21 protein-coding genes and 1 pseudogene are annotated in these 23,646 nt (G+C 66.5%); 9 read left to right on the top strand and 13 right to left on the bottom strand.

Going from position 1 to position 23,646, the window contains the following annotated elements:
- Positions 1–6 precede the first annotated feature (6 nt).
- Positions 7–1,329, bottom strand: coding sequence for a hemolysin family protein (locus ABE571_RS17250; protein ID WP_313218816.1), 1,323 nt, complete (start codon positions 1,327–1,329; stop codon positions 7–9).
- A gap of 295 nt (positions 1,330–1,624) precedes the next feature.
- On the opposite strand from ABE571_RS17250, the gene ABE571_RS17245 reads away from it, so the two are divergent.
- Entirely contained in the window at positions 1,625–3,037 is a 1,413-nt protein-coding gene (locus tag ABE571_RS17245; protein WP_313212785.1) for a class II fumarate hydratase, read from the top strand.
- A gap of 71 nt (positions 3,038–3,108) precedes the next feature.
- Here the strand turns inward: ABE571_RS17245 and ABE571_RS17240 are convergent, their stop codons facing one another.
- The 7 genes from ABE571_RS17240 to ABE571_RS17210 all read right to left on the bottom strand — a co-directional run bounded on the left by ABE571_RS17240 (position 3,109) and on the right by ABE571_RS17210 (position 7,696).
- Entirely contained in the window at positions 3,109–3,534 is a 426-nt protein-coding gene (locus tag ABE571_RS17240; RefSeq protein ID WP_313212783.1) for a hypothetical protein, read from the bottom strand.
- Between the two features lie 94 nt (positions 3,535–3,628).
- The gene (locus ABE571_RS17235; protein WP_313212781.1) at positions 3,629–4,237 is read right to left on the bottom strand and encodes a DUF2884 family protein; all 609 of its coding nucleotides are present in this window, start codon (positions 4,235–4,237) and stop codon (positions 3,629–3,631) included.
- Positions 4,238–4,267: 30 nt separating this feature from the next.
- Entirely contained in the window at positions 4,268–5,152 is an 885-nt protein-coding gene (locus ABE571_RS17230; protein WP_313212780.1) for a hypothetical protein, read from the bottom strand.
- A 27-nt stretch (positions 5,153–5,179) separates the two neighbouring features.
- Complete coding sequence (locus ABE571_RS17225) at positions 5,180–6,208, bottom strand: hypothetical protein (protein WP_313218815.1); 1,029 nt, start codon at positions 6,206–6,208, stop codon at positions 5,180–5,182.
- On the bottom strand, positions 6,205–7,080 hold the full coding sequence (locus tag ABE571_RS17220) for an ABC transporter ATP-binding protein (protein WP_121037935.1): 876 nt from the start codon (positions 7,078–7,080) through the stop codon (positions 6,205–6,207). The genes ABE571_RS17225 and ABE571_RS17220 overlap by 4 nt, the downstream gene beginning before the upstream one ends.
- Entirely contained in the window at positions 7,077–7,439 is a 363-nt protein-coding gene (locus tag ABE571_RS17215) for a GntR family transcriptional regulator (RefSeq protein ID WP_019185943.1), read from the bottom strand. Before ABE571_RS17215 ends, ABE571_RS17220 begins: the two co-directional genes overlap by 4 nt.
- A 2-nt stretch (positions 7,440–7,441) precedes the next feature.
- On the bottom strand, positions 7,442–7,696 hold the full coding sequence (locus ABE571_RS17210; RefSeq protein WP_282262813.1) for a hypothetical protein: 255 nt from the start codon (positions 7,694–7,696) through the stop codon (positions 7,442–7,444).
- Positions 7,697–8,158: 462 nt separating this feature from the next.
- Here ABE571_RS17210 and ABE571_RS17205 point away from each other — a divergent pair, with 462 nt between their 5' ends.
- The 6 genes from ABE571_RS17205 (at position 8,159) to ABE571_RS17180 (ending at position 14,290) form a co-directional block, all read left to right on the top strand.
- A complete protein-coding gene (locus tag ABE571_RS17205; RefSeq protein WP_346494268.1) occupies positions 8,159–8,767 on the top strand; it encodes a glutathione peroxidase in 609 nt (202 codons plus the stop codon).
- 84 nt (positions 8,768–8,851) lie between these two features.
- A complete protein-coding gene (locus ABE571_RS17200) occupies positions 8,852–9,832 on the top strand; it encodes an FKBP-type peptidyl-prolyl cis-trans isomerase (protein WP_346494266.1) in 981 nt (326 codons plus the stop codon).
- Between the two features lie 22 nt (positions 9,833–9,854).
- Positions 9,855–11,204 carry a UDP-glucose/GDP-mannose dehydrogenase family protein gene (locus ABE571_RS17195; protein ID WP_346494264.1) on the top strand — a complete coding sequence of 450 codons (1,350 nt, stop codon included), beginning with the start codon at positions 9,855–9,857 and terminating at the stop codon, positions 11,202–11,204.
- Positions 11,197–11,436 carry a SlyX family protein gene (locus tag ABE571_RS17190; protein WP_019185948.1) on the top strand — a complete coding sequence of 80 codons (240 nt, stop codon included), beginning with the start codon at positions 11,197–11,199 and terminating at the stop codon, positions 11,434–11,436. Before ABE571_RS17195 ends, ABE571_RS17190 begins: the two co-directional genes overlap by 8 nt.
- A gap of 9 nt (positions 11,437–11,445) precedes the next feature.
- On the top strand, positions 11,446–12,138 hold the full coding sequence (locus ABE571_RS17185; RefSeq protein ID WP_346483449.1) for a DUF2058 family protein: 693 nt from the start codon (positions 11,446–11,448) through the stop codon (positions 12,136–12,138).
- A gap of 67 nt (positions 12,139–12,205) precedes the next feature.
- Positions 12,206–14,290 carry an acyltransferase family protein gene (locus ABE571_RS17180; protein WP_313218809.1) on the top strand — a complete coding sequence of 695 codons (2,085 nt, stop codon included), beginning with the start codon at positions 12,206–12,208 and terminating at the stop codon, positions 14,288–14,290.
- Positions 14,291–14,306: 16 nt separating this feature from the next.
- Here the strand turns inward: ABE571_RS17180 and ABE571_RS17175 are convergent, their stop codons facing one another.
- From ABE571_RS17175 to ABE571_RS17155, 5 genes and pseudogenes are all read right to left on the bottom strand, one after another.
- Positions 14,307–15,668: an amidohydrolase family protein gene (locus ABE571_RS17175; RefSeq protein WP_346494261.1), complete on the bottom strand. Its 1,362-nt coding sequence runs from the start codon at positions 15,666–15,668 to the stop codon at positions 14,307–14,309.
- Between the two features lie 89 nt (positions 15,669–15,757).
- Complete coding sequence (locus tag ABE571_RS17170; RefSeq protein WP_346462680.1) at positions 15,758–16,948, bottom strand: MFS transporter; 1,191 nt, start codon at positions 16,946–16,948, stop codon at positions 15,758–15,760.
- 145 nt (positions 16,949–17,093) lie between these two features.
- Positions 17,094–19,808: pseudogene (gene metH / locus ABE571_RS17165) on the bottom strand (methionine synthase); the annotation flags it as partial.
- Between the two features lie 33 nt (positions 19,809–19,841).
- Positions 19,842–20,948, bottom strand: coding sequence for a homocysteine S-methyltransferase family protein (locus ABE571_RS17160; protein ID WP_313210653.1), 1,107 nt, complete (start codon positions 20,946–20,948; stop codon positions 19,842–19,844).
- 9 nt (positions 20,949–20,957) lie between these two features.
- Entirely contained in the window at positions 20,958–21,887 is a 930-nt protein-coding gene (locus tag ABE571_RS17155) for a metalloregulator ArsR/SmtB family transcription factor (protein WP_121037902.1), read from the bottom strand.
- A gap of 148 nt (positions 21,888–22,035) precedes the next feature.
- On the opposite strand from ABE571_RS17155, the gene ABE571_RS17150 reads away from it, so the two are divergent.
- Positions 22,036–23,184: an acyl-CoA dehydrogenase family protein gene (locus tag ABE571_RS17150; RefSeq protein WP_313210656.1), complete on the top strand. Its 1,149-nt coding sequence runs from the start codon at positions 22,036–22,038 to the stop codon at positions 23,182–23,184.
- 106 nt (positions 23,185–23,290) lie between these two features.
- Positions 23,291–23,584 carry a hypothetical protein gene (locus ABE571_RS17145; protein ID WP_346494259.1) on the top strand — a complete coding sequence of 98 codons (294 nt, stop codon included), beginning with the start codon at positions 23,291–23,293 and terminating at the stop codon, positions 23,582–23,584.
- Positions 23,585–23,646: the final 62 nt, after the last annotated feature.

Below are 23,646 nucleotides of genomic sequence, written 5' to 3'. Positions count from 1 at the left end.
GTCATTCTACGCTGCCCCGGCGTCCTCGGCCTGTGCCATGCGCACCGTCACCGCCTGGATCCGGTGCCCGGCCATGCGCTTGATCGTGAACAGGTGCCCGTCGATCTCCAGCTGCTCGCCTTCCTCGGGCAGGCGCTGGAGCTGGTGCACGATCAGCCCGCCGACCGAATTCAGATGGTCGGGCGCGCTCAGGTCATGGCCCAGCAGGCGCTCCAGCCGAAAGATGGAGGTCGAGCCGGCCACCAGCAGGGTGCCGTCCGCGCCGCGGGTCGGGGCATCCTTGACGATATGCGGGTGCTCGTCTTCGATATCGCCGACCACCACTTCCAGCAGGTCTTCCAGGGTGAAGTAGCCCAGGATGCGGCCGTGTTCTTCCACGCACAGTGCCAGGTGGGTGGTGCCGGTGCGGAAACGCTCCAGCACCAGCGGTACCGGGGTCTCCAGCGCGATCAGGTTGGCCGGGCGCAGCAGCGGGCGCAGATCGTCGGTCGGATGGCCGCGGGCGATCTCCACCAGCAGGTCCTTCATGTGCAGGATGCCCAGCACTTCCTCGCCGTCGCGGTCGAACCACGGGTAGCGGCTGTAGCGGCTCTCGGCGAACTCGGCCATCACGTCGGCCAGGCTCATCCCGTCGCGGAACGAACGCATATGGTCACGCGAGCGCATCAGGTCGCCGGCCACCAGTTCGGGCAGTTCCAGCGCGTGGCTCATCAGCGTGAGGTCCTGGTCCGGCGCGCTGCCGGTGGGCTGCTGGCGGCCCACGATGAGCTTGAGTTCCTCGCGTGAATAACGGTGCGAGGTGTGCTCCACATCACCCCAGCCGGCCAGGCGCAGCAGCGCGTTGGCGCTGTTGTTGAGCAGCCAGATGGCCGGATACATCGCCCAGTAGAACAGGTACAGCGGTGCGGCCGTCCACAGCGACATTGCTTCCGGGCGGCGGATCGCCATCGATTTGGGGGCCAGTTCGCCGAGCACGATGTGCAGGAACGAGATGATGCTGAAGGCGATGATGAAAGCGGTCAGGCGCGAGGCTTCCGGGGTCAACCCCAGCGTATCGAACAGCGGTTGCAGCAGGTGCGCGAACGCCGGTTCGCCGACCCAGCCCAGGCCCAGCGAGGACAGCGTGATGCCCAGCTGGCAGGCGGACAGGTACGCATCCAGGTGCGCGTGCACGTTGAGCAGCAGGCGCCCACGCCAGCCGTGGTTCTCGGCCAGGCCGACGGCCTGGGTGTGGCGCAGCTTGACCAGGGCGAACTCGGCGGCCACGAAGAAGCCGTTGAGCACCACCAGCAGCAGGGCCAGTACCAGCAGCAGGAGGTTGCCGATCATTCGCGGCCCCGCAGCGGCGCTGCCAGGGGCGAAGGGGTACCCGCGGTCGCCGGGGCGGCGAGGGCGGTCATCGATGCGTGCGCGGCGGCACGCCCGGTACTACTGTCGGGATCGTCACCCATGGGGGCGGCAGGCTGTCTGAATGGAAGCGGATCCCGAGTCTAGCCGATCACTCACGGTCTTGGGTTTCAGCGGTGCTTGAGAGTATCGTGATCAGAGCCGCCAGCCAGGGAATCAGGCCCGTTGCCAGCCGCAGGTTCCCTTTCATCCACGAAAGACGTGCGGAGTTAAAGCAATGAGCAAGGGTTTCAGGATTGAACACGACAGCATGGGCGAGCTGCAGGTGCCCGCCGATGCGTTGTGGGGCGCGCAGACCCAGCGCGCCGTCGATAATTTCCCGGTGTCGGGCCAACGCATGCCGCGTGGTTTCATCCGCGCGCTCGGCCTGGTCAAGGGCGCTGCGGCGAACGTCAATGTCGAGCTGGGCCATCTGCCGCGCAACATCGGCAAGGCCATCGAAGCCGCTGCGGCGGACGTTGCCGACGGCCGCCACGACGCGCACTTCCCGATCGATGTGTACCAGACCGGTTCGGGCACCTCCTCGAACATGAATGCCAACGAGGTCATTGCCACGCTCGCCAACCGCGCGGGCAAGGCCGGCAAGACCGCGGTGCATCCCAACGATCACGTCAACCAGGGGCAAAGCTCCAACGATGTGATTCCCACCGCGCTGCGTGTCTCCGCGTTGCTGGGCGTGCATGAGCAGCTGCTGCCTTCACTGGTGCACCTGCGCAAGACCATCGACAAGCGCGGCCGTGCGCTGCGCAAGGTGGTCAAGACCGGTCGCACCCATCTGATGGACGCGATGCCGCTGACCTTCGAGCAGGAATTCGGTGCGTGGTCGGCGCAGTTGTCTTCGGCCCAGGATCGCATCGAGGACAGCCTCAAGCGGCTGCGGCGCCTGCCGCTGGGCGGCACGGCGATCGGCACCGGCATCAATGCCGACCCCCGGTTCGGCACGCTGGTGGCCAAGCAGCTCAAGCAGCAGACCGGGATCAAGTTCGACAGCGCGGAAAACAAGTTTGAAGGCCTGGCCGCGCAGGACGATGCGGTTGAACTGTCCGGCCAGCTCAATGCGTTGGCCGTGGCGCTGATCAAGATCGCCAACGACCTGCGCTGGATGAATGCCGGGCCGCTGGCCGGGCTGGGCGAGATCGAACTGCCGGCGCTGCAGCCGGGCAGCTCGATCATGCCGGGCAAGGTCAATCCGGTGATTCCCGAAGCCACCGTGATGGTGTGCGCCCAGGTGATCGGCCACCACACCGCGATCACCGTGGCCGGCCAGACCGGCAACTTCCAGTTGAACGTGACGCTGCCGCTGATCGCGGCGAACCTGCTCGATGGCATCAACCTGCTGGCCAACATCACCCGTCTGCTCGCCGATACCGCGATCGCCGGGCTGAAAGTGCGCGAGGATCGCGTCCGCGAGGCACTGGATCGCAACCCGATCCTGGTGACCGCCTTGAACCCGATCATCGGCTACGAAAAGGCGGCGGCGATCGCCAAGCGTGCCTACAAGGAACAACGCCCGGTGCTGGACGTGGCCAAGGAAGACAGTGGCCTGTCCGACGCCGAACTGCGCAGGCTGCTGGATCCGGCGGCCCTCACTGCCGGTGGCATCCATGGCGGTGGTGGCGGGGGCGGTTGAGCGCGCGTATGACCGGAAATAAAAAACGGGCCGAACGGCCCGTTTTTTTGTGCGCGAGTCCCCGCCCAAACTCAGTGGCGAGCGGCCTGCAGATTGCCGAAGGTCTCGGTGTAATCCTTGAACTCGGGGATCTTCGTGATCAGATCCGGCGGGATCGGCTGCATGCCGTCCGGCACCTGGATTTTCACCGAGCGCTTGGCCGGGTCCGGCGGGGCGTCGGTCAGGGTGTTCTGGCGCAGCACCTGCAGCTGGCCGAACATGCCCTGCAGCATCGCCTGCTGCTCCTCATTGAGCGGAATTTCGATCTCATCGATCTTCATGTGCCCGTTGGGCAGGATGATGATGTTCGGCGCAGGTGCGCGGCGCACGGTGACCATGCCGTCGCTGACGGTGATCTTGGGCTTGCTGCGCTCGGCGCGGTGATTGCGGTACTCCTGATCGCAACCGGTGGCGACCAGGCAGAACAGGGCGAACAGCAACAGACTCAGCTTCTTCATGAGCAGGGCAACGCATGCGACGGGAGGGGAGATTGTAGTCCTCCCGCACCGGGAAGGGCCTGCCTGCGACGCATCGTCGCAGGCAGTGCCGGGGTTACTTGCCGCAGTCGTCGATGTCGCTCTGGTCCATCGTCGCGTACGGCTGGAAGGCCGGCAGCGCGGCGGCCAGCGCCTGCTGCCTGGCCATCATGCCGGGCAGCAGCCCGCACAGCCTCTGGGCCTGATCCTCGATCTTCCTGGCTTCTTCATTCACGCGCGCCTCAATGCCCTGGGTGTCGCCGGAGAACATGCCTTTGATCGCTTCGCCGGCCGCCTTCACGCCCAGATTGGCACCGGCCACGCCGATTTCCATGCCGGCGTTGGCGAGCTGCTCGACCTGCTTGCGGTAGTCCAGCAGCAGCGCCCGCTGGTGGGCGTCCACGGTGACCGCCTTGCCGTCGATGAGCAGGTCGCCCTGGGGGCTGATCTCCGCCTTCGGGGTCTTCCCGTTGGCGATGGAAATGTTGCCCTGGCTGATCTCCCGGCGGGCCTTCTCGGTGGCCTCCTGCACGGTCTTGCCGATGCCATCGGTATCCAGCGCGCTGGTCGCCGGGGCGGCGGCGCTCTGGTCGGCGGGCGCCTTGCCCTTGCCACTGTCGGGGGCGGTACAGGCTGCGATCGGCAGGCACAACAGCAGGGCAGGCAGCAGCAGTCGAGTCGTCATGATGCGTATCCGTCAGAGGAGAAGAGAGGCTTACTTGCCGCGCGGCAGTTCAACCCGGCCGCGCACGTTGCTGTGGCGGATATCGCCGCTGCCGCTGTTGGCCACGCGCAGGTCGCCGCCGACATCGCGCGCGGTGACATCGCCCGACCCATGACGGTCCACGGTGACGCTGCCGCCGATATCGCGCAGGTCGGTGTCGCCGGAGCCGACGGTGCCGACGCGCACGTTGCCCTTGGCTTTGCGCACATCGGTATCCCCGGAGCCGACCACGCCGATCTCGACGTTGCCACCGACCGTATCCAGCTCGAAGTCGCCCGAGCCGATCGTGCCGACCTTGGCGTCCCCGCGGATGTTGCGGGCCTTGAAATCGCCCGAACCGACCGAGAGCAGGTTCAGCGCACCGGCACCGTCGAGGATGACATCGCCCGAGCCGACCGCTGCGGTCACCAGGCCTTTGATCTCCTGAAGCTTGATGTCACCCGAGCCGACGTCCGCGCTCAGCGAGTGCGCACCGGTGACGCTGGCATCGCCCGAGCCGACCTTGAGCTGGACCAGGATCGAGTCCGGTACGGTGCCGCGCATGTCCAGGTAGGCATAGCTGCTGCCGCTGATGGTGAGCGTGTTGCGGGCGTCGCGCTGCAGGCGGACGACGAGCTTGTCGCCGACCTTCTGCTGGGTCACGGTCAGTTCGCGCAGCCAATCCGCGTTGGAGGCGCAGGCGCGCCCCCCGAGCTGGGCCGCGCCCGGGCCAGCCTGCAGCACCAGATCGTGCTGGTTCACTTCGAACACCACCGCCTTGGCGCCGGCCAGGTCGAGCTTCAGGTCACGGGCTTCGTTGAACGTGCACTGCGGCTCATTGGCGAGCGCGGTCAGCGGCAGCAACAGCAGGGAAGCAACAGCGAGCGTGCGGATCATGGGCGGTTCCTCGATGAAGGGCAGGGATCAGATTTCGCCGGCGCGGCGGCGCAGGCGGATGGCCAGGAACAGGAACACCACGCCGACGGCGGCACCGATCCACAGTTCCGGCATCGCGAAGGCAGCCAGTTGGTGGCTCGGGCCCAGTTCGTTGACCAGGTTGTCCATGTTGCCGTTGCCGCTGAACATCGACTCGCCGCGGTAGAACTGGTCGCTGGCCGGGACCGCGCTGAGCAGCAGGCGGCCCACGATGTGCTTCCAGAACCAGCCGCCGGTCAGGTCGAACAGGGTCATCAGCTTGGTGGTGCTGACGATGATGCCGGCGAACAGCGGCAGCATCACCGCCCACAGGAACGGCTTGGTCTTGGCCCAGGCCGAGCACAGCAGCAGCCAGCCAACGGTCGGCAGGGCCCAGAGCAGGTAGACCGGGATCCAGGACAGGTGACCGGCGAGAATGGTCAGCGGGCTGGCCGGACCCCAGATCAGCAGCATCGGATCGCCGCCGTGGGCGATCACCACGATCGAGATCATCACCAGGAAGCCGAACATGGTCAGGGCCGAGGCGATCACCGCGATGAGCGGGGCGATCAGCAGCGCACTCACGGCCTTGGACAGGACGGTGGACGTATCCGACAGCGGCAATGACTTCCAGAACAGGATGCTGCGGTCGCGACGGTCGTCGTACAGGGCGCCCAGGCAGTAGAAGAACACCACGAAGGCGAGCACGATCAGCGGCCAGCCCGAGCTCAGGATCAGGGTCAGATCCAGGCCGTTGGCCAGGTCATGCAGGTTCTTGGCATCGAGCTTGCTGGTCAGCAGACTCAGGTCCAGGCCGTTGATGCTGACATTTTCGTCGTTGAGGTGGAGGCCGCCGCTCTTGACCGCACGGTGCATGGCCACCAGGCCGAACACGATGCCGAGCAGGCTCATCACCAGCGAGATGCCGCCGGCGATCACCGGCGCATACAGGAACCCGCCGCGGTTTTCCCAGTACTCACGCTTGAGCAGCCACTTGAACGAGCTGGCCTTGCTGATGGGGTGGTTGACGGTGTTCATGCGTAGGTTCCCTTCATGATGGCCACGAACAGATCCGCCAGCCCCGGGCTGCGGATTTCGCCCAAGGGCGTGAGCTGGGCGCGTGGCACCCCGTCGAACAGCAGCACGGTCTTGCCGAAGGGCAGGGCGCGTTCGTCGATCGGCTTGAGTGCGCGCGCGGCCTCGACGGCATCGGCCGACACCAGCACTTCGGTATAGCGCTCGCCGATGTCTTCCATATCGGTGGTGAGCACGATGCGGCCATCACGGATGAACATCACATCGGTGAGGATGTGCTCGATCTCTTCCACCTGGTGGGTGGTGACGATGATCGTCTTCTGCTCATCGAAGTAGTCCTCCAGCAGACGCTGGTAGAACTCCTTGCGGTACAGGATGTCCAGGCCCAGGGTCGGCTCGTCCAGCACCAGTACCTTGGCATCGATGGCCATCACCAGGGCCAGGTGCAGCTGCACGATCATGCCCTTGGACAGTTCGCGCACGCGCTGCTTGGGATGCAGCTTGGTGGAGGCCAGGAAGCGCTCGCAGCGCGCCCGGTCGAAACGCGGATGGGTGCCGGCGACGAAATCGATGGCCTCGCGCACCTTCATCCAGCGCGGCAGCACCGCCACGTCGGCGATGAAGCACACATCGTTCATCAGGGCGTTGCGCTGCTCGGTCGGGTCCAGCCCGAGCACGCGCAGCTCGCCTTCCACCGAGGTCAGGCCGAGCAGCGCCTTGAGCAGGGTGGTCTTGCCGGCGCCGTTGGGGCCGATCAGCCCGGTGATGCGGCCGGGTGCGATCGTGAAACTGGTGTTGTCCAGCGCCACGGTCTGTTTGTAGGCCTTGCGCAGGCCTCGAGCGGAAATGACGACATCACTTGCAACGGCATTCATGAGGATTTCCCCTGGGGCAGCAATTCGTCGAGGTTCAGGCCGAGGCGTTGGATGCGCTCCAGGACCAGCGGCCATTCTTCATTGAGAAACCGGTCGCGCTCGCTGCTGCGCAGCTGCGTGGCCGCTTCCTCGGTCATGAACATGCCCAGGCCGCGGCGCTTTTCGACCAGGCCTTCATCAGCCAGTTCCTGGTAGGCGCGCGATACGGTGATGGGGTTGAGCTGGTACTCGGCGGCAACCTGCCGGACCGAAGGCAGGGCATCGCCGGGCTTGATGATGCCGTCAAGCATCATGGCGATCACCCGCTCTTTCAGCTGGCGGTAGATCGGAGCACCATCGCTCCATTGAATATCGCTCATGGTCAGCTCCGTGGGTTCAGCGACTGCGCGAATGAGAAGTAAGGCATGGACAGGGAGCTGTGCAGCCGGCGGGGGGGCGTGGGGGCGCCGTTGGCGGTCCCTGCCTCGATGACGCCTGCGTCCTGCGGGCCTTCAAACACATCGGCGCTGGCAGGGCTGCCAGCGTCACCGGAGGGGATGCCGAACCAGCCGAGCAGGAGCAACGCCGAGGCGGCGGTGACGGCTTTGGCGGCGTGGCGGTGGCGCATGCGGTTCATGGGCTTCCCCTGTCTAGGTGACTGGTGTTGTATGCAACTATAACACCGGCACGCCGAAGATCAACAGGGGGCGATACCCAACTGATGGCAGGGGCGGCATGACCGCGTTCGAAATATCCCAAGTCATTGAATATAAACAATATGTTATCAGTGTGCGGCGTCGAACTGCGCCAGCGCACATTCATTGATGTCAATGGTATGGCAAGCCACCGGCGTATTCAGGCAATCATATGCGGATGTCAGCCGCCGCGGCTGACATCGCCGATGCGACAAAGCAGCCCCTGAATGGGATCGAGCCGCGCCCTGCAGGTGGCGCCGCGACCGCGTTGCTGGTGGGCGCCCGAAACCGGCGGACCGGCGGCGTCCGGTGGCAAAAACGCCGGTGATATAGTGCCGCCGCAGCCTTGGCAGCCCTTGCCAGGCCCGTTCACCCCCTCGTTGTCCCCACTTTGGAGTGTCGCGATGCACCACGTGTCTCTGCTGTCGTCTGTCCGTCGCGACCGCGCGCCGCGCCGGGCGCGTTGGTCCCTGCTGTTGCTGGCGGCCGGCCTGCTGGTGGGCGCGTCGGCCCAGGCGGCCGATCTGCTGGATGTGAGCTACCGCCCGCTGGCCGGGAAGGGCGAGGTCAACCTGGCCAAGCAGTACGGCGGCAAGGTGCTGCTGGTGGTCAACACCGCCAGCAAGTGCGGTTTCACCCCGCAGTACGAAGGTCTGGAGGCGTTGCAGCGCAAGTACGCCGCGCGTGGTTTCTCGGTGCTTGGCTTCCCTTCCAACGACTTCAAGGGGCAGGAGCCGGGCGACGAGACCCAGATCCAGGAGTTCTGCACGCTGACCTACGGCGTGAAGTTCCCGATGTTCCAGAAGGTGGTGGTGACCGGGCCGGACGCGACGCCGCTGTATCGCAGTCTCGCCACCGCCACGGGCGTGTCCCCGGGCTGGAACTTCCACAAGTATCTGATCGGCCGCGACGGCCGGGTGGTGGCGCAGTTCCCGAGCAAGGTCACGCCGGACGATCCGAAGCTGGTGGCGGCGATCGAACGTGAACTCTCTGTCACCGCCAACAAGCGCTGACGATATCGACATCTCGGACGCGCGTGCGACAATGGTTGCTTTCGCGCCGACGTCGGCGTCCAGTCACTTCCAGGAATGCAGCGAATGAAGATGGGAATGCGCGGCGCCGCGGCGTCGGTTCTGATTCTGGCGATGGGTGCCACCGGTACCGCGATGTCGCAACAACCAGCCGCCCGCGCGGCTGTCAAGGAGACTTCCACTTTGAACACCCAACGGGAAAAGCTCGGCTACGCCATCGGTATCGATGTGGCCAATTCGTTCGGTCCGATTTCCAGCGAGATCGATCTGGCCGCCCTGCGCCGCGGTGTGACCAATGCCTTTGAAGGCAAGCAGCCGCTCATCAGCCAGGAAGAGGCGCAGAAGACCGATGCCGCCCTGCGCCAGGCCGTGATGGGCAAGAGCGGCCAGCCGGTTCCGGGCGTTGCGCCGGGCACCGCGCCGCCGAAGGTGGACCGTGAAAAGGTCGGCCTGATGCTGGGCGGCTTCGCCGTGGGCCCGTCGCTGGCACCGCTCAAGGACGATCTGGACCTGGACGCGCTGTTCGATGCGGTCAGCACCACCTTCAACAATGGCACCCCGAAGATGACGGCCGAGCAGGCCAAGGCCACGCTGGAAGGCTTCATGAAGGGCAAGCAGGCTGAAATGGACGCCAAGTCCGCCGCCCAGGCCGGTACCAACCGGGTGGATGGCAACAACTTCCTGGCCAAGAACAAGACCGCGCCGGGCGTGGTGACCACCGCCTCGGGTCTGCAGTACCAGGTGCTGCGCCCGGGTTCGGGTGAGCGCCCGATGCCGACCAGCAAGGTGCGCGTGAACTACGAAGGCAAGCTGCTCGACGGCACCGTGTTCGACAGCAGCTACCAGCGTGGCCAGCCGATCGAGTTCGGTCTGGACCAGGTGATCAAGGGCTGGTCCGAAGGCGTTTCGCTGATGCCGACCGGCTCGAAGTACCGCTTCTGGATTCCGGGCGAGCTGGCCTATGGCGAGCAGGGCACCCCGGGCGGCCCGATCGGTCCGAACGCGACGCTGACGTTCGACGTCGAGCTGCTGAACGTTCTGCCGTAACGGATCTGGAGCACCACCGCCCATGCGCGTTGCGATTTTCGGTACCGGCTACGTCGGTCTTGTCACGGGTACCTGCCTGGCCGAGGTTGGCCACCAGGTGATCTGTGTCGATATCGACCAGGCCAAGGTCGACGGCCTCAACAACGGGATCATCCCGATCTATGAGCCCGGCCTGGAACCGATGGTCAAGGCCAACCACGATGCGTCGCGGTTGACCTTCACCTCCGACGCCGCCGCCGCGATCGCGCATGGCCAGGTGATCTTCATTGCCGTGGGCACGCCACCGGACGAGGACGGCAGTGCCGACCTGCAGTACGTGCTGGCCGTGGCCCGCACCATCGGCCGGCACATCACCGTGCCGGTGGTGGTGGTGAACAAATCGACCGTGCCGGTTGGCACGGCCGACAAAGTCCGTGAGGCCATCGCGCAGGCGCTGGCCGCGCGCGGCGTGGAGATCGCGTTCGACGTGGTCTCCAACCCCGAATTCCTCAAGGAAGGTGACGCGGTCGCCGACTGCATGCGGCCCGACCGCATCGTGGTGGGCGCGTCCAATCCCGAATCGGTCGCGCTGATGCGCCGCCTGTATGCGGCGTTCAATCGCAATCACGACCGCGTGGTGGAGATGGACGTGCGCTCGGCGGAGCTGACCAAGTACGCGGCCAACGCGATGCTGGCGACCAAGATTTCGTTCATGAACGAAATCGCCAATATCGCCGAGAAGGTCGGTGCCGACATCGAGCAGGTCCGTCAGGGCATCGGCTCGGATCCGCGCATCGGCTGGCACTTCATCTATCCCGGCGCCGGCTACGGCGGCTCGTGCTTCCCCAAGGATGTGCAGGCCCTGGCCCGGACCGCCCAGCAGCATGGCCATGAGCCGAAACTGTTGAACGCGGTGGAAGCCGTCAACGAGCACCAGAAGGGGCATCTGTACGCCCTGATCCAGCGCCACTACGACCGTGGCGAGGATGAAGGCGTGCGCGGCAAGACCTTCGCGGTGTGGGGCCTGGCGTTCAAGCCCAACACCGATGACATGCGTGAAGCCTCCAGCCGCCGCCTGCTGGCGCAGCTGTGGGAGGCGGGGGCGCAGGTGCGCGCCTACGATCCGGAAGCGACCGAAGAAGCGCGCCGCATTTTCGGCGAGCGCGATGATCTGGTGTTCTGCGACAACGCGTACGACGCCCTCGAGGGCGCCGATGCGCTGGTCGTGGTGACCGAATGGAAGCAGTTCCGCAGCCCGGATTTCGTCCGCCTGCGCGAGATGCTCAACGATGCGGTCGTGTTTGACGGCCGCAATCTGTACGACCCGCAGGACATCGAAGCCGCGGGCCTGGCTTACTACGGCATTGGCCGGGGACGTTCGTTGAATGCATGAGTCCACACCCTCCGAGCGCGAACAGGCACTGGAAGCACGCCTGATCGAGCTGGAAATGCGCGTCTCCTTCCAGGAGCAGGCGTTGGCCGAACTGAGCGAGGCCCTGGCCGATGCGCGCATGGAAGGCAACCGCAATGCCGACCTGACCCGTATCCTGCTCGAAGACCTCGGCAAGGTCCGCACCGCGTTGTATTCCGATTCGGCCGAAGAGCCGCCGCCTCCGCATTACTGATCTGACGTCATGAGCGATACTCTCCGCGACCAGCTGCTGGGCCTTGGCTTCAAAGCCGCGCCCAAACCCGAACGAACCAACGACCGCAAGCCGGATCGTCGACCCGACGCGCGCCGTGACGGCCGCCCGGCCGGCAAGCCGCAGGGCGCACGCCCGGCCGGCAAGCCAGGCGAGGGCCAGCGCCCCGCCCGCGACGGCGACCGCCGCCCGCAGGGCAAGGGCCGCCCCGCCGGTGCCCGCCCGCCGCAGGGCGCACCCGGCAAACCGCGCTCGCGCGAGGACATCGACCTCGCCAAGGCGTATGCGATCCGCGCGCAGAAGGAAAAAGACGACCGCATCGAGGCCGAGCGCCTGAAGCAGGAAGAAGCGCGTCTGCGTCGCGAAGCCAAGGCCAAGCTGGAGGTCCTGCTGGAAGGCAAGTCGCTCAACGCTGAAGCGGCCGACATCGCGCGCCACTTCCCCTATGGCGGCAAGATCAAGCGCATCTACGTCACCGCCGATCAGCTCAAGGCACTCAATGCCGGCGAGCTCGGCGTGCTGCAGCAGAACGGCCGCTATGTGCTGGTGACTGCCGCGGTGCTGGCCGACGCCGAAGCGGTGTTCGCACCGTCGGTGGCGCTGAAGGTCGATCCGGATGCGCCGGCCGGTGAAGATCCGTATGCCGATCCGCAGTACCAGGTGCCCGACGACCTGGTCTGGTAAGCCAACGCAACCATTGTTGAACGCGCTGGGCGCCGTCAGGCGCCCGTTGCATGTCAGGAGCAGGGCCATGCAGGAACGCAGTCCCGGGTATTTCCCGCATATCGATGGCCTGCGTGCGATCGCCGTGCTGGCGGTCATCCTCTATCACCTCAAGGCGAGCTGGTTGCCGGGTGGCTTCACTGGCGTGGATGTGTTCTTCGTCATCTCCGGTTTCGTGGTCAGCGCCTCGGTGGATCGCCTGCCGGCGGTCGGCGGCTGGGCCGGGCTGGCACGCTTCTATGCGCGCCGCATGCGTCGCATCGCGCCGGCACTGGTGGTCTGCCTGCTGGTAACGGCGATGCTCAGCGCGTTGCTGATTCCCGAATCCTGGCTCAGCGAGACCAGCGACAAGACCGGCCGGATGGCGTTCTTCGGGCTGAGCAACTGGGTGCTGGCCAGCACCGGCAACGACTACTTCTCGCCGCGCACCGAGTTCAATCCGTACACGCATACCTGGTCGCTGGGTGTGGAAGAGCAGTTCTACCTGCTGTTCCCGCTGTTGTTCCTGGCGTGGGCCAGAGGCCCGCGCGGGCGCTGGCTGTCGCTGGGCCTGTTCGGCGTGGCAACCGTGGCATCGCTGGGGTACGCGGTGTTCCGCGCGCGGCAGGGCGGTCATGAGATCGATGCGTTCTACCTGACCACCACCCGCTTCTGGCAGCTGGGCGCTGGCGTGCTGCTGTTCCAGCTATTGTCCCTGAGCGGCCGGTTCACGCCGCCACCGGCTCCGCCGCGCGGTATCAGCTGGCGCTCGCCGCTGCTGGTGCTGAGCCTTGCGGCGCTGGGCTATGGGTTGTGGGCGGCACGGCCGGGGCATTCGCCGTGGATCGATGGGCTGTGGCCGGTGGTGGGCACGCTGGGGTTGCTGGGCCTGCTGCAGCGCTCACCCGGGGGCTGGATCGGGCGCGCGCTGGCGACCACGCCGATGGTGACGATCGGTCGGCTGTCCTACTCGCTGTACCTGTGGCACTGGCCGGTCTTCGTGCTGTTCCGCTGGACGGTGGGCCTGGAGACGGTGGCCACCGGCGGCGCCGCGCTGCTGTGCGTGGCACTGTTGTCCTGGCTGTCGTGGCGCTGGGTGGAACAGCCCCTGCGGCATGGGGCACGCTGGCGCGTCAGCAACGCGCGCTGGGTCGTGGTCGGGCTGGGCGTACTGGTGCTCGGCGCCGGCCTGCAGTCGGCGCTGGTCAAGACCCAGCAGTACACCTCGCTCAGTGTGGTCAGCCGTGCCCCGCTGGACTGGTACCCGTATGCCAAGGGGCTGAAGAAGGAAATCCCGGACTGCCGCGTGCGGGTCAGCAACGTGCCGGTGCTGGGCGGGCAGGCGCGTCTGTATGAGCGTGGTGAGTGCCCGGGACGCACCGCATCCACCCGCCAACTGTTCGTGGCCGGTGATTCGCATGCGCTGGCCTACCACGAAATGTTGCAGCGCCTGGTTGTGCGGGATGGAGCGCCGATCCGCCTGTATGGCAGCGGAGGGTGCGCGCTGGTTGGGCTGCGCGCCTGGCAGGGGCCCAATCCGGCCTGCGAGGCCTATGCGCGCAATGTGCTGGACGATATCCAGGCGCGTGCGCAGCCGGGCGATGTGGTGCTGTTGGCAGGGCTGCGGCTGCCGCGCCTGTCTGAGCAGTACGCACTGTTCGATGTCGCGCAGGTTCGCGCCGACCATCTGAGCGAGGCGGCCAATGCAGGCCGCACCGCCGAAATCGCGCACTGGATCGAGCAGCTCAGGCCGCTGGCCGATCGCGGTGTTCACATCGTGCTGGAAGCGCCCAAACCCGTGCTGCCAGCGCCCCCGTACCGGTGCTCGGATGTGTTCAACCGCCACAACCCGATCTGCGCCAACGGCATGACCGTGCCGCGCAGCGAGATCGAGCAGTTGCGTGCCCCGGTATTGGCCGGCCTGCAGCAGGTGGCTGCAGGTCTGCCCGGCGCGTCGATCTGGGATCCGATGCCGTTGCTGTGCCCCGGCGAGCAATGCCTGCCGACCCGTGAGGGCAAGCCGCTGTTCTTCGATGGTGACCATCTCAGCGGCTATGGCAATCGTCTGCTGCTGCCTGATTTCCAGGCGCAGTTGGAGCGGTGGGAGACGACGGCGCCCGCCGTCGCCCCCTGAATCACACCGCCCGCGATCAGTCGCGGGTAGCCGTGTCTGCAGCGGCTTCGATCGGCCCGGCGACTTCCTGGCCCGCCTGCCAGACCGCGCCAATGCGCTGCGTGTTGGCGATATCCACCAGCGGATCGGCATCGAGCACCAGCAGGTCGGCGCGCTTGCCGGCGGCAATGCGGCCGCGGTCGGTCTGCCCCAGCAATGCCGCCGCTTGCGTGGTGGCGACGTGCAAGGCTTCGGAGGGCGTCAGCCCGGCCTCCACCAACAGCTGCAGTTCCCGGTGTTCGGCCACGCCGATCACCCGTTGCGGCATCGCGCCGGCATCGGTGCCGAAGCCAAGCTTCACCCCGGCCGCATGCAGGCGGCGCACGTTGTCCAGATTGGTCGCGACCGCCTTGCGTGCGGCCGGTATGCCATCGCTGGCCAGCTGGCTGCGCTGCCACTCCGGCTGCGACCATCGCGCCAGCACATCGGCGTGCAGTGCCTGGCGCAGGAAGGGCTGCTGCAATGCCAGCGGATGCTCTGCATACCTGTAGTTGGCCTCGTCGATGGCGATGGTGGGGATGTACCAGGTGCCCTGGTCGCGCATCTTCCGCGCCAGCATCGGGTCCACCGCGCGGTCGCGGATACCGTGGGCGAGGATGTCGACGTTGGCATCGACCAAGTCGCGGGCCTGCTCGAGATCGTGGATGTGGGCAGCGACCTTGAGCCCGCGCCCATGTGCTTCGGCGATGGCCGCGCGGTAGACCTCCGGGGTCATCATCGGACGCTTGCCGCCGAGATCATCGACCCACAGCTTGATCAGATCCACGCCATCGGCGTGCTGGATGGCCACGGCCGCGCGCGCCTGTTCGGCGTTGCGCGGCCGTGCCACCGGGTCATGGCGCAGACCCATGGTATCTGCCGGGGGTGCGCCATCCGGGGCGCCGATACCGCCGCCGGCGCCATACAGCTGCGCACCCAGGCCGGGATCGGCGTTCACCGCTTGGCGGATGGCGAAAAAGTCCGCGCCGTTCATGCCCAGCGCCGTCACCGTGGTGATGCCGTAGCGCTGGAACTGGCGCAGGTCACGCACCACGTTGTCATGGGTGTAGAAACGGTCGCCGTGCTCCAGCCCCTGCGTGTTGCCAACATGGGCATGGTCGCTGACCAGGCCGGGCAACAGGGTCTTGCCGGTGTAATCGATGCGGCGCGCACCGGTGGCGGCCGCCGGCAGCGGCGTGCCGACATGCACGATCCGCGCGCCGTCGATCAGCACCGGTGTGATGCCGAGGTCGCGCGTGCCATCGAAGACACGGGCATTGTCGAACAGGATCGGCTCGGCTGCGGCAGGCAGGGCGGTGGTGGCGGCAAGCAGCAGCGCCCACAGGCGGGTCGGTCGCATCGGCGGCTCCAGTCAGGGGGAGCCTTGAGCCTACCCCATCCGGGGGATCAGGTTGCCGGCCACTGGCCGGCATTACCGGCAGCGGATGATCAGCGCGTGCGCGCGCGCAGCAGCGGCAGGCTGATCGCGAAGAAGCACAGCAAGGCGCCGGCCAACGCAAACCCGCTGCCCGCGAGGAACGCGGTACGGCCCTGATCGATCGGCCACAACTGGCCCGCGATCAGCGCGCCGAGCACGCCGCCCACCCCGGAGGAGAAGCCGTACAACAAGCCCTGGCCATGGCCGTTGAGGCGCCCGGGGAAGTAGGTGGCCAGCATCTGCATCGCGGCGGCGAAGAAGGCGGCGAAGCCCAGTGCATGCGCGGTCTGGGCGACCAGCATCACCGGCAGGTTCTCCGGGAACAGCGCGGTGACCGCCCAGCGCACGGTGGAACTGAGCAGGGCGATCAGCAGCATCCAGCTGGCGTCATAGCGCCGGAAGAAGCGCCCGATGGTGAAGAACACGCCCACTTCGAACACCACCCCGACCGTCCACAGCACGCCCAGGGTGGAGGTCGCATAGCCGTGGTGATCCATGTAGACCGAAAAGAACGTGTAGTACGGGCCGAACGACAGCTGCTCCATGAACGCGGCCAGGAAGAACGCCAGCACCTGCGGCTTGCGCACGATCGCCCAGAAGCCACTGGCATCGCCGTCAGTGCGCTGCAGGTTGCGTGCGTAGTGGTTGGCAAAGCCCGAGGCGGTCAGCAGGCCGAACAGCGGCAGCATCAACCACGGCAGCAGATGCGCGTTGCCGGCACCGCCGTCGCCTTCGATGATCCAGCCGAACAGCATCACCACGGCGATGAAGCCCAGCGAGCCCCAGACCCGGATCAGCCCATAGCGATGGCTGTCGCTGCCCAGGTGCGTCAACGTGATCGATTCGAACTGCGGCATCACCGCGTTGTAGAAGAAGCAGAACGCGATCATCGCCGGGTACAGCCACGGCTGCGGCAATGGCAGCAGGAACGCGCAGAAGGTCAGCAGGGTGAGCACGCAGCCCAGCCGCAGCCAGAAGATCGGGCGCGGCGAGGCGGCGGCGAGGGAGGTCCAGGTGGTGGGGGCCACGATGCGGGTGGCGTACCAGATGCCCATCATCACGCTGATCGCGGTCACGCTCATGCCACGCGAGGTCAGGAACAACGACCAGTACGGCGTGAACGCGCCCAGGGCGGCGTAATAGAACAGGTAGAACGACGACAGGCGGACGGCCGGTACGGCGTCGCGGGGGAGGGCGGTCATGCAGGGTCTCGGAGGGCGCGCACCCGCCAACAGTGGGTGCCTACCCGTGCATTATGCCGGTAGCACCCGACCGTGGGTCGGGCAAACGAGCGACACCGTCAATCCATCACGCCGGTAGCACCCGACCGTTGGTCGGGTGACGCGGTCATTCCGGATCGTAATCCAGGTTCGAGGCCAGCCAGCGCTCGGCCTGCACGCGGTCCACGCCTTTGCGCTTGGCATAGTCGACCACCTGCTCACGGGTGACCCGGCCGACCACGAAATACTGGCTCTGCGGGTGGCTGAAGTAATAGCCCGACACCGCCGCGGTGGGCAGCATCGCAAAGCTCTCGGTCAGCTGCATGTCCGCGTTGCGCTCGGCATCCAGCAAGCGGAACAGCGTGGCCTTCTCGCTGTGTTCCGGGCAGGCCGGATAGCCCGGGGCAGGACGGATGCCGGCGTACTTTTCGGCGATCAGCGATTCGTTGTCCAGCTGCTCATCGGGCTGGTAGCCCCAGTAATCCATGCGCACGTGCTGGTGCAGGCGCTCGGCCAGCGCTTCGGCCAGGCGGTCGGCCAGCGCCTTGAGCAGGATCGCGTTGTAATCGTCGTGATCGGCCTCGAAGCGGGCCACGTGCGGGTCGATGCCGATACCGGCGGTGACCGCGAACGCACCGATCCAATCCTGCTTGCCGCTGTCGGCCGGGGCGATGAAATCGGCCAGGCAGAAATCCGGGCGTTCGACCGGCTTGTCCACCTGCTGGCGCAGGAAGTGCAGCACGGCCGGGCCGTTGTCGGTGCGCAGGTGCACGTCATCGCCGACGCTGTTGGCTGGCCACAGGCCGAACACGGCCTTGGCGGTCAGCCACTTCTCCTCGACGATGCGGGTGAGCATCGCGCGGGCGTCCTGGTACAGATCGGTGGCCTGCGGGCCGACGATCTCATCGGTCAGGATCGCCGGGAACTTGCCGGCCAGTTCCCAGGCCTGGAAGAACGGGGTCCAGTCGATCACCTCGACCAGGTCGGCCAGTGGGTAATCGTCGAGCACATGCAGGCCCGGCTTGCGCGGCGCCGGTGGTGTGTAGTTGCCCCAGTCGCCCACGAACCGCTGGGCGCGTGCCTTGGCGAGGGTGACCAACCGCTTGGCGTCGCCGCGGTTGCGGTGGCGTTGGCGGATGTCGGCGTAGTCGGCCTCGTTGGCGGCCACGAAGGCATCGCGCAGCTCACGCGAGATCAGCGATTGCGCCACGCCGACCGCGCGCGAGGCATCCTTCACCCACACCGTGGGCGCCTTGTAATGCGGGTCGATCTTCAGCGCGGTGTGCGCGCGCGAGGTGGTCGCACCGCCGATCATCAGCGGCATGGTGAAGCCCTGGCGCTCCATCTCGCGGGCGACGTGGCTCATCTCTTCCAGCGAGGGCGTGATCAGGCCGGACAGGCCGATGATGTCGGCGTTCTCGGCGCGCGCGGCGTCCAGGATCTTCTGCGCCGGGACCATCACGCCCAGATCGACCACGTCGAAATTGTTGCAGGCCAGGACCACACCGACGATGTTCTTGCCGATGTCGTGCACGTCACCCTTGACCGTGGCCATGATGATCTTGCCGTTGCTCTTGGCGGTGTCGCCGCTGCGGGCCTTTTCCGCCTCGATGTACGGCAGCAGGTAGGCCACCGCCTTCTTCATCACGCGTGCGGATTTGACCACCTGCGGCAGGAACATCTTGCCGGCGCCAAACAGGTCGCCCACGATGTTCATGCCGTCCATCAGCGGCCCTTCGATCACATCCAGCGGACGGGTCGAACGCGCACGCGCCTCTTCGGTGTCCTGCTCGACCCACGCATCCATGCCGTGCACCAGCGCATGGGCAAGGCGGTCATTGACCGGCTTCTCGCGCCAGGCCAGGTCTTCGCCGCGCACTTCGCCCTTCTTGCCCTTGTAGCGCTCGGCGATCTCCAGCAGGCGCTCGGTGCCATCGCTGCGGCGGTTGAGGATCACATCCTCCACGCGCTCGCGCAGCTCGGCGTCGAGATCATCGTAGATCGGCATCGCGCCGGCGTTGACGATGCCCATGTCCATGCCCGCGCCGATGGCATGGAACAGGAACACCGAGTGGATCGCCTGGCGCACGGTTTCATTGCCGCGGAAGGAGAACGACACGTTGGAGACGCCGCCGGAGACATGGCAGTGCGGCAACGTCCGCTTGATGATGCGGGTGGCTTCGATGAAGTCGACCGCGTAGTTGTCGTGTTCTTCGATGCCGGTGGCGACGGCGAAGATGTTCGGGTCGAAGATGATGTCCTGTGGCGGGAAGCCGACCTGCTCGGTCAGGACCCGGTAGGCGCGAGTGCAGATCTCGACCTTGCGCGCGCACGTATCGGCCTGACCTTCTTCATCGAAGGCCATCACCACGGCCGCCGCGCCGTAACGCAGCACCTTGCGCGCCTGTTCGATGAACTGCGCTTCGCCTTCCTTGAGCGAGATCGAGTTGACCACGCTCTTGCCCTGCAGGCACTTCAGCCCCGCTTCGATCACGCTCCACTTGGAGGAGTCGACCATCACCGGAATCCGGGCGATGTCCGGCTCGGACATGATCAGGTTGAGGTAGCGCGTCATCGCCTTTTCGGAATCGATCAGGCCCTCGTCCATGTTGACGTCGAGAATCTGCGCGCCGTTGGCGACCTGCTGGCGCGCCACTTCCACCGCTTCCTCGTAGCGCTCTTCCTTCACCAGCTTGCGGAACTGCGCGCTGCCGGTGACGTTGGTACGCTCACCGATGTTGACGAACAGCAGGTCCGGGGTGATGACCAGCGGCTCGAGACCGGACAGGCGGGTGTGGCGGGAAGACGTCATGGGCAGGCGGGCACGGGCTGGCGGAGGAAGGTCAACGACAACGGGAGCGTGGGGCGGATGCGGTCATGCCGCGTCTTCCAGCGGTGGTGCGGGCAGGCGGCGCGGCGGCAGATCCGCCACCGCTTCGGCGATGGCACGGATGTGTGCCGGGGTGGTGCCGCAGCAGCCGCCCACCAGGTTGAGCAGACCGGCGCTGGCGAATTCGCGCAGCGTGGTGGCCATTTCTTCCGGGGTTTCGTCGTACTCACCGAACGCATTGGGCAGACCGGCATTGGGATGCGCGCTGACCAGGCACTCGGCCACCGTGGACAAGGTCTCCACGTGGGGGCGCATGTCGCTGGCGCCGAGCGCGCAGTTCAGCCCGATCGACAGCGGCCGGCCGTGCGCGACCGAGGCGTAGAACGCCTCGGCCGTCTGCCCGGACAGGGTGCGGCCGGAGGCGTCGGTGATCGTGCCGGAGATCATCACCGGCAGCCGCCCGCCGCGGGCATCGAACACTTCTTCGATGGCGAACAGCGCGGCTTTGGCGTTGAGCGTGTCGAAGATGGTTTCCACCATCAGGGTGTCGGCACCGCCGTCGATCAGCCCATCGATGGCCTCGCGGTAGGTCTCGCGCAGCGCATCGAAGCTGGTGTTGCGGAAGCCGGGATCGTTCACGTCCGGGCTGATCGACGCGGTGCGGCTGGTGGGGCCGAGCACCCCGATCACGAAGCGCGGCTTGCCCGGCGTGGTCGCCGCGACCGCATCGCAGCAGGCGCGCGCTACTGCGGCACCGGCTTTGTTGAGCTCGTAGACCAGGTGTTCAAGGTGATAGTCGGCCTGGCTGACCGAGGTCGCGTTGAACGTATTGGTCTCGACCAGATCGGCGCCGGCTTCCAGGTACGCGGTATGGATGCCGCCGATCACCTCCGGGCGGGTCAACAACAGCAGGTCGTTGTTGCCCTTGAGGTCATGTCCCTGCGGCGTGTCGCCGGGCGCGGCATGGTCGCAGCCGGGCCCGTGCTGGTGGTCGTAACCGCCGGCGAAGCGCGCGCCGCGGTAATCGTCCTCTTCCAGCCCATGCCGCTGGATCATCGTGCCCATGGCGCCATCGATGATCAGGATGCGCTGGGCCAGCGCCGTTTCCAGCGCGTGCACGCGGTCGGGGTGGAGCCAGGGCAGGGATGGCATGGGCAGACCTCAGGGCTTGCTGGCGATCAGCGAAATGACTTCGAAATGCGGCGGGCGCTTCTCGCGGGTCACGGTTTCCAGGCTGGAGACGACCAGGCCGGCCTTCTCCACGAACTTGCGCAGTTCCTTGTCGCTGAAGCCGAGGTTGACGTGGCCATAGGCATCCACGGCCGCACGGTGCTCGTGACGGGCCAGGCTGCACAGCAGCAGGCGCCCGCCCGGGCGCAGCACGCGCGCACCCTCGGCGACGGCCTGGGCCGGCTTGGCCGCATAGGTCAGTGCGTGCATCAGCACCACCAGGTCGAAGCTCTGGTCGGGGAAGGGCAGGGCATGCATATCGCCTTCGCGCACTTCCACGTTGGCCAGCCGGCGCAGGCGCTCGCTGGCAGCGGCGACCACGCGCGCGCTGGTGTCGATACAGATGTAGCGCTTGGCGTGCGGCGCCACAAGCTCGGCCAGCACGCCGTCACCGGAGGCGATATCGAGCACGTCACCGGTTTCCAGCAACGGCAGGGCGGTGCGTGCCAGCGCTTCCCAGGTGCGGCCCGGGGAATAATGGCGTTCCATGTCGCCGGCGACGCTGTCGGCCCAGTTCTGGTCCGCCGCACGGCTGGCCATGACGGCAGCAACGCGTTCAGCATCCTGGCGCAGCAGCGGGTCGTCGCTGCCGGTGCTCAGGGCATGCCACAATGCGCGCTGCGCCGGATCCAGCGCGGCGTCATCGAAGCGGTAATACGCCGAGACGCCGGAGCGACGGTCGCGGACCAGGCCGGCTTCCTTGAGTCGGGCCAGGTGGGTGGACACCCGCGGCTGCGCCAGCGTGGTGATGGCCGACAGCTCGGCCACGGTGAGTTCTTCCTGTTCCAGCAGCGCCAGCAGGCGCACCCGGGTGGCGTCGGCAAACACTTTCAGCCGGACGGACCAGTCCTCGAGATCCATAAATATCTACCTATCGCGATATAGAGATATTTTCGTCCTTTGGCGGCGGTGCGGTCAAGTCAGGCGTGCTTTCCCCGCCCCCCGGTACAATCGCCCGACCGGGCCGCGCGCACTGTGGCCCTTATCACTCTGTACCCGGGAGGGTGTTGTGGATTTCAGCTTTACCGAAGAGCAGTTGATGCTGCAGGACGTTGCGCGCCGAATCGCGCAGGAAAAAATCGCGCCCAGCGCCGAACACCACGACCGCACCGGCGAGTTCCCGCTGGAGAACATCCGCCTGCTGGGCGAGAACGGTCTGATGGGCATTGAAGTGCCCGAAGCCTACGGCGGTGCGGGCATGGACCCGATCGCCTACGTCCTGGCGATGGTGGAGGTCGCCGCCGGAGACGCTGCGCATTCAACGATCATGTCGGTCAACAACTCGCTGTTCTGCAACGGCATCCTGACCCACGGCAGCGAAGCGCAGAAGCAGAAGTATGTGCGCGCCATCGCCGAGGGCGAGGCCATCGGCGCGTTCGCGCTGACCGAGCCGCAGTCCGGGTCAGATGCGACGGCCATGCGGTGCCGCGCGGTCAAGCAGGCCGACGGCACCTACGTGATCAACGGCAAGAAGAGCTGGATCACCTCCGGCCCGGTGGCCAAGTACATCGTGCTGTTTGCGATGACCGATCCGGAACAGGGCGCGCGTGGCATCACCGCCTTCATGATCGACACCGACAAGGCCGGCTTCCATCGCGGCAAGACCGAGCCGAAGCTGGGCATCCGTGCCTCGGCCACCTGCGAAATCGAGTTCCAGGATTACGTGGCGGACGCCGATGACGTGCTGGGCAAGGAAGGCGAGGGCTTCAAGATCGCCATGGGCGTGCTCGACGCCGGCCGTATCGGCATCGCCTCGCAGGCGATCGGCATCGCCCGTGCGGCGTACGAAGCGACGATCGAATACGTGAAGGACCGCAAGGCTTTCGGCGCGGCGATCGGCACCTTCCAGATGACCCAGGCCAAGATCGCCGACATGAAGTGCAAGCTGGATGCAGCGCTGCTGCTGACGCTGCGCGCGGCGTGGGTGAAGGGGCAGGGCAAGCGCTTCAGCAACGAAGCAGCGATCGCCAAGCTGACCGCCTCGGAAGCGGCGATGTGGATCACCCACCAGGCCGTGCAGATCCACGGCGGCATGGGCTACTCCAAGGAAATGCCGCTGGAGCGTTACTTCCGTGATGCCAAGATCACGGAAATCTACGAGGGCACCTCGGAGATCCAGCGTCTGGTGATCGCACGCAACGAGACCGGTCTGCGCTGAGGTTCGACGGCCACGACCCACGGTCGTGGCCTGCCCGGTAGGTGCCGACCGTTGGTCGGCACGCGGGTGAGGCAGAATGTGCCCTCGTTTTTTGCCGGACATCCCCATGCTGATTTACCGAGGCGCAGGTTTCCTGACCCTGCTCACCCCCATCGCCACCTTGCTGCTGCTGATGTGGCTGTGGCCCGACCCTGCCGTTGCCAAGGGCAATACCTCACTGACCCAGTTGCTGATCGGATTCGGCATTGGCGCGGCAATCAATGTCGTGCTCGGCCTGGTGCTCAACCGCGGCTCGCGCGCGAAGGGCGAGCCTGCCCGCCATCATTTCTTCTACCTGCCGATGCAGTGGCCGTCGCTGGCGATCGTGGTCGCCTGCGCGGCGGTGGCGCTGCTGCGCTGAGCGGTAGTGCCGGCCGCTGGCCGGCAACCAGGCGGTGCATGTAGGACAGGGTAGTGCCGGCC

The organism is Stenotrophomonas sp. TWI273 (assembly GCF_039674765.1).
Taxonomy (GTDB): domain Bacteria; phylum Pseudomonadota; class Gammaproteobacteria; order Xanthomonadales; family Xanthomonadaceae; genus Stenotrophomonas.
Note: the sequence above shows the minus strand (reverse complement) of the source record. Positions and strands in the feature narration are given on the sequence as shown.

What these genes read in the sequence shown, in the direction of transcription:
- ABE571_RS17250 (WP_313218816.1), bottom strand. Translation starts at nt 1,329, where the DNA reads ATGATCGGCAACCTCCTGCTGCTGGTACTGGCCCTGCTGCTGGTGGTG.
- ABE571_RS17245 (WP_313212785.1), top strand. Translation starts at nt 1,625, where the DNA reads ATGAGCAAGGGTTTCAGGATTGAACACGACAGCATGGGCGAGCTGCAG.
- ABE571_RS17240 (WP_313212783.1), bottom strand. Translation starts at nt 3,534, where the DNA reads ATGAAGAAGCTGAGTCTGTTGCTGTTCGCCCTGTTCTGCCTGGTCGCC.
- ABE571_RS17235 (WP_313212781.1), bottom strand. Translation starts at nt 4,237, where the DNA reads ATGACGACTCGACTGCTGCTGCCTGCCCTGCTGTTGTGCCTGCCGATC.
- ABE571_RS17230 (WP_313212780.1), bottom strand. Translation starts at nt 5,152, where the DNA reads ATGATCCGCACGCTCGCTGTTGCTTCCCTGCTGTTGCTGCCGCTGACC.
- ABE571_RS17225 (WP_313218815.1), bottom strand. Translation starts at nt 6,208, where the DNA reads ATGAACACCGTCAACCACCCCATCAGCAAGGCCAGCTCGTTCAAGTGG.
- ABE571_RS17220 (WP_121037935.1), bottom strand. Translation starts at nt 7,080, where the DNA reads ATGAATGCCGTTGCAAGTGATGTCGTCATTTCCGCTCGAGGCCTGCGC.
- ABE571_RS17215 (WP_019185943.1), bottom strand. Translation starts at nt 7,439, where the DNA reads ATGAGCGATATTCAATGGAGCGATGGTGCTCCGATCTACCGCCAGCTG.
- ABE571_RS17210 (WP_282262813.1), bottom strand. Translation starts at nt 7,696, where the DNA reads ATGAACCGCATGCGCCACCGCCACGCCGCCAAAGCCGTCACCGCCGCC.
- ABE571_RS17205 (WP_346494268.1), top strand. Translation starts at nt 8,159, where the DNA reads ATGCACCACGTGTCTCTGCTGTCGTCTGTCCGTCGCGACCGCGCGCCG.
- ABE571_RS17200 (WP_346494266.1), top strand. Translation starts at nt 8,852, where the DNA reads ATGAAGATGGGAATGCGCGGCGCCGCGGCGTCGGTTCTGATTCTGGCG.
- ABE571_RS17195 (WP_346494264.1), top strand. Translation starts at nt 9,855, where the DNA reads ATGCGCGTTGCGATTTTCGGTACCGGCTACGTCGGTCTTGTCACGGGT.
- ABE571_RS17190 (WP_019185948.1), top strand. Translation starts at nt 11,197, where the DNA reads ATGCATGAGTCCACACCCTCCGAGCGCGAACAGGCACTGGAAGCACGC.
- ABE571_RS17185 (WP_346483449.1), top strand. Translation starts at nt 11,446, where the DNA reads ATGAGCGATACTCTCCGCGACCAGCTGCTGGGCCTTGGCTTCAAAGCC.
- ABE571_RS17180 (WP_313218809.1), top strand. Translation starts at nt 12,206, where the DNA reads ATGCAGGAACGCAGTCCCGGGTATTTCCCGCATATCGATGGCCTGCGT.
- ABE571_RS17175 (WP_346494261.1), bottom strand. Translation starts at nt 15,668, where the DNA reads ATGCGACCGACCCGCCTGTGGGCGCTGCTGCTTGCCGCCACCACCGCC.
- ABE571_RS17170 (WP_346462680.1), bottom strand. Translation starts at nt 16,948, where the DNA reads ATGACCGCCCTCCCCCGCGACGCCGTACCGGCCGTCCGCCTGTCGTCG.
- ABE571_RS17160 (WP_313210653.1), bottom strand. Translation starts at nt 20,948, where the DNA reads ATGCCATCCCTGCCCTGGCTCCACCCCGACCGCGTGCACGCGCTGGAA.
- ABE571_RS17155 (WP_121037902.1), bottom strand. Translation starts at nt 21,887, where the DNA reads ATGGATCTCGAGGACTGGTCCGTCCGGCTGAAAGTGTTTGCCGACGCC.
- ABE571_RS17145 (WP_346494259.1), top strand. Translation starts at nt 23,291, where the DNA reads ATGCTGATTTACCGAGGCGCAGGTTTCCTGACCCTGCTCACCCCCATC.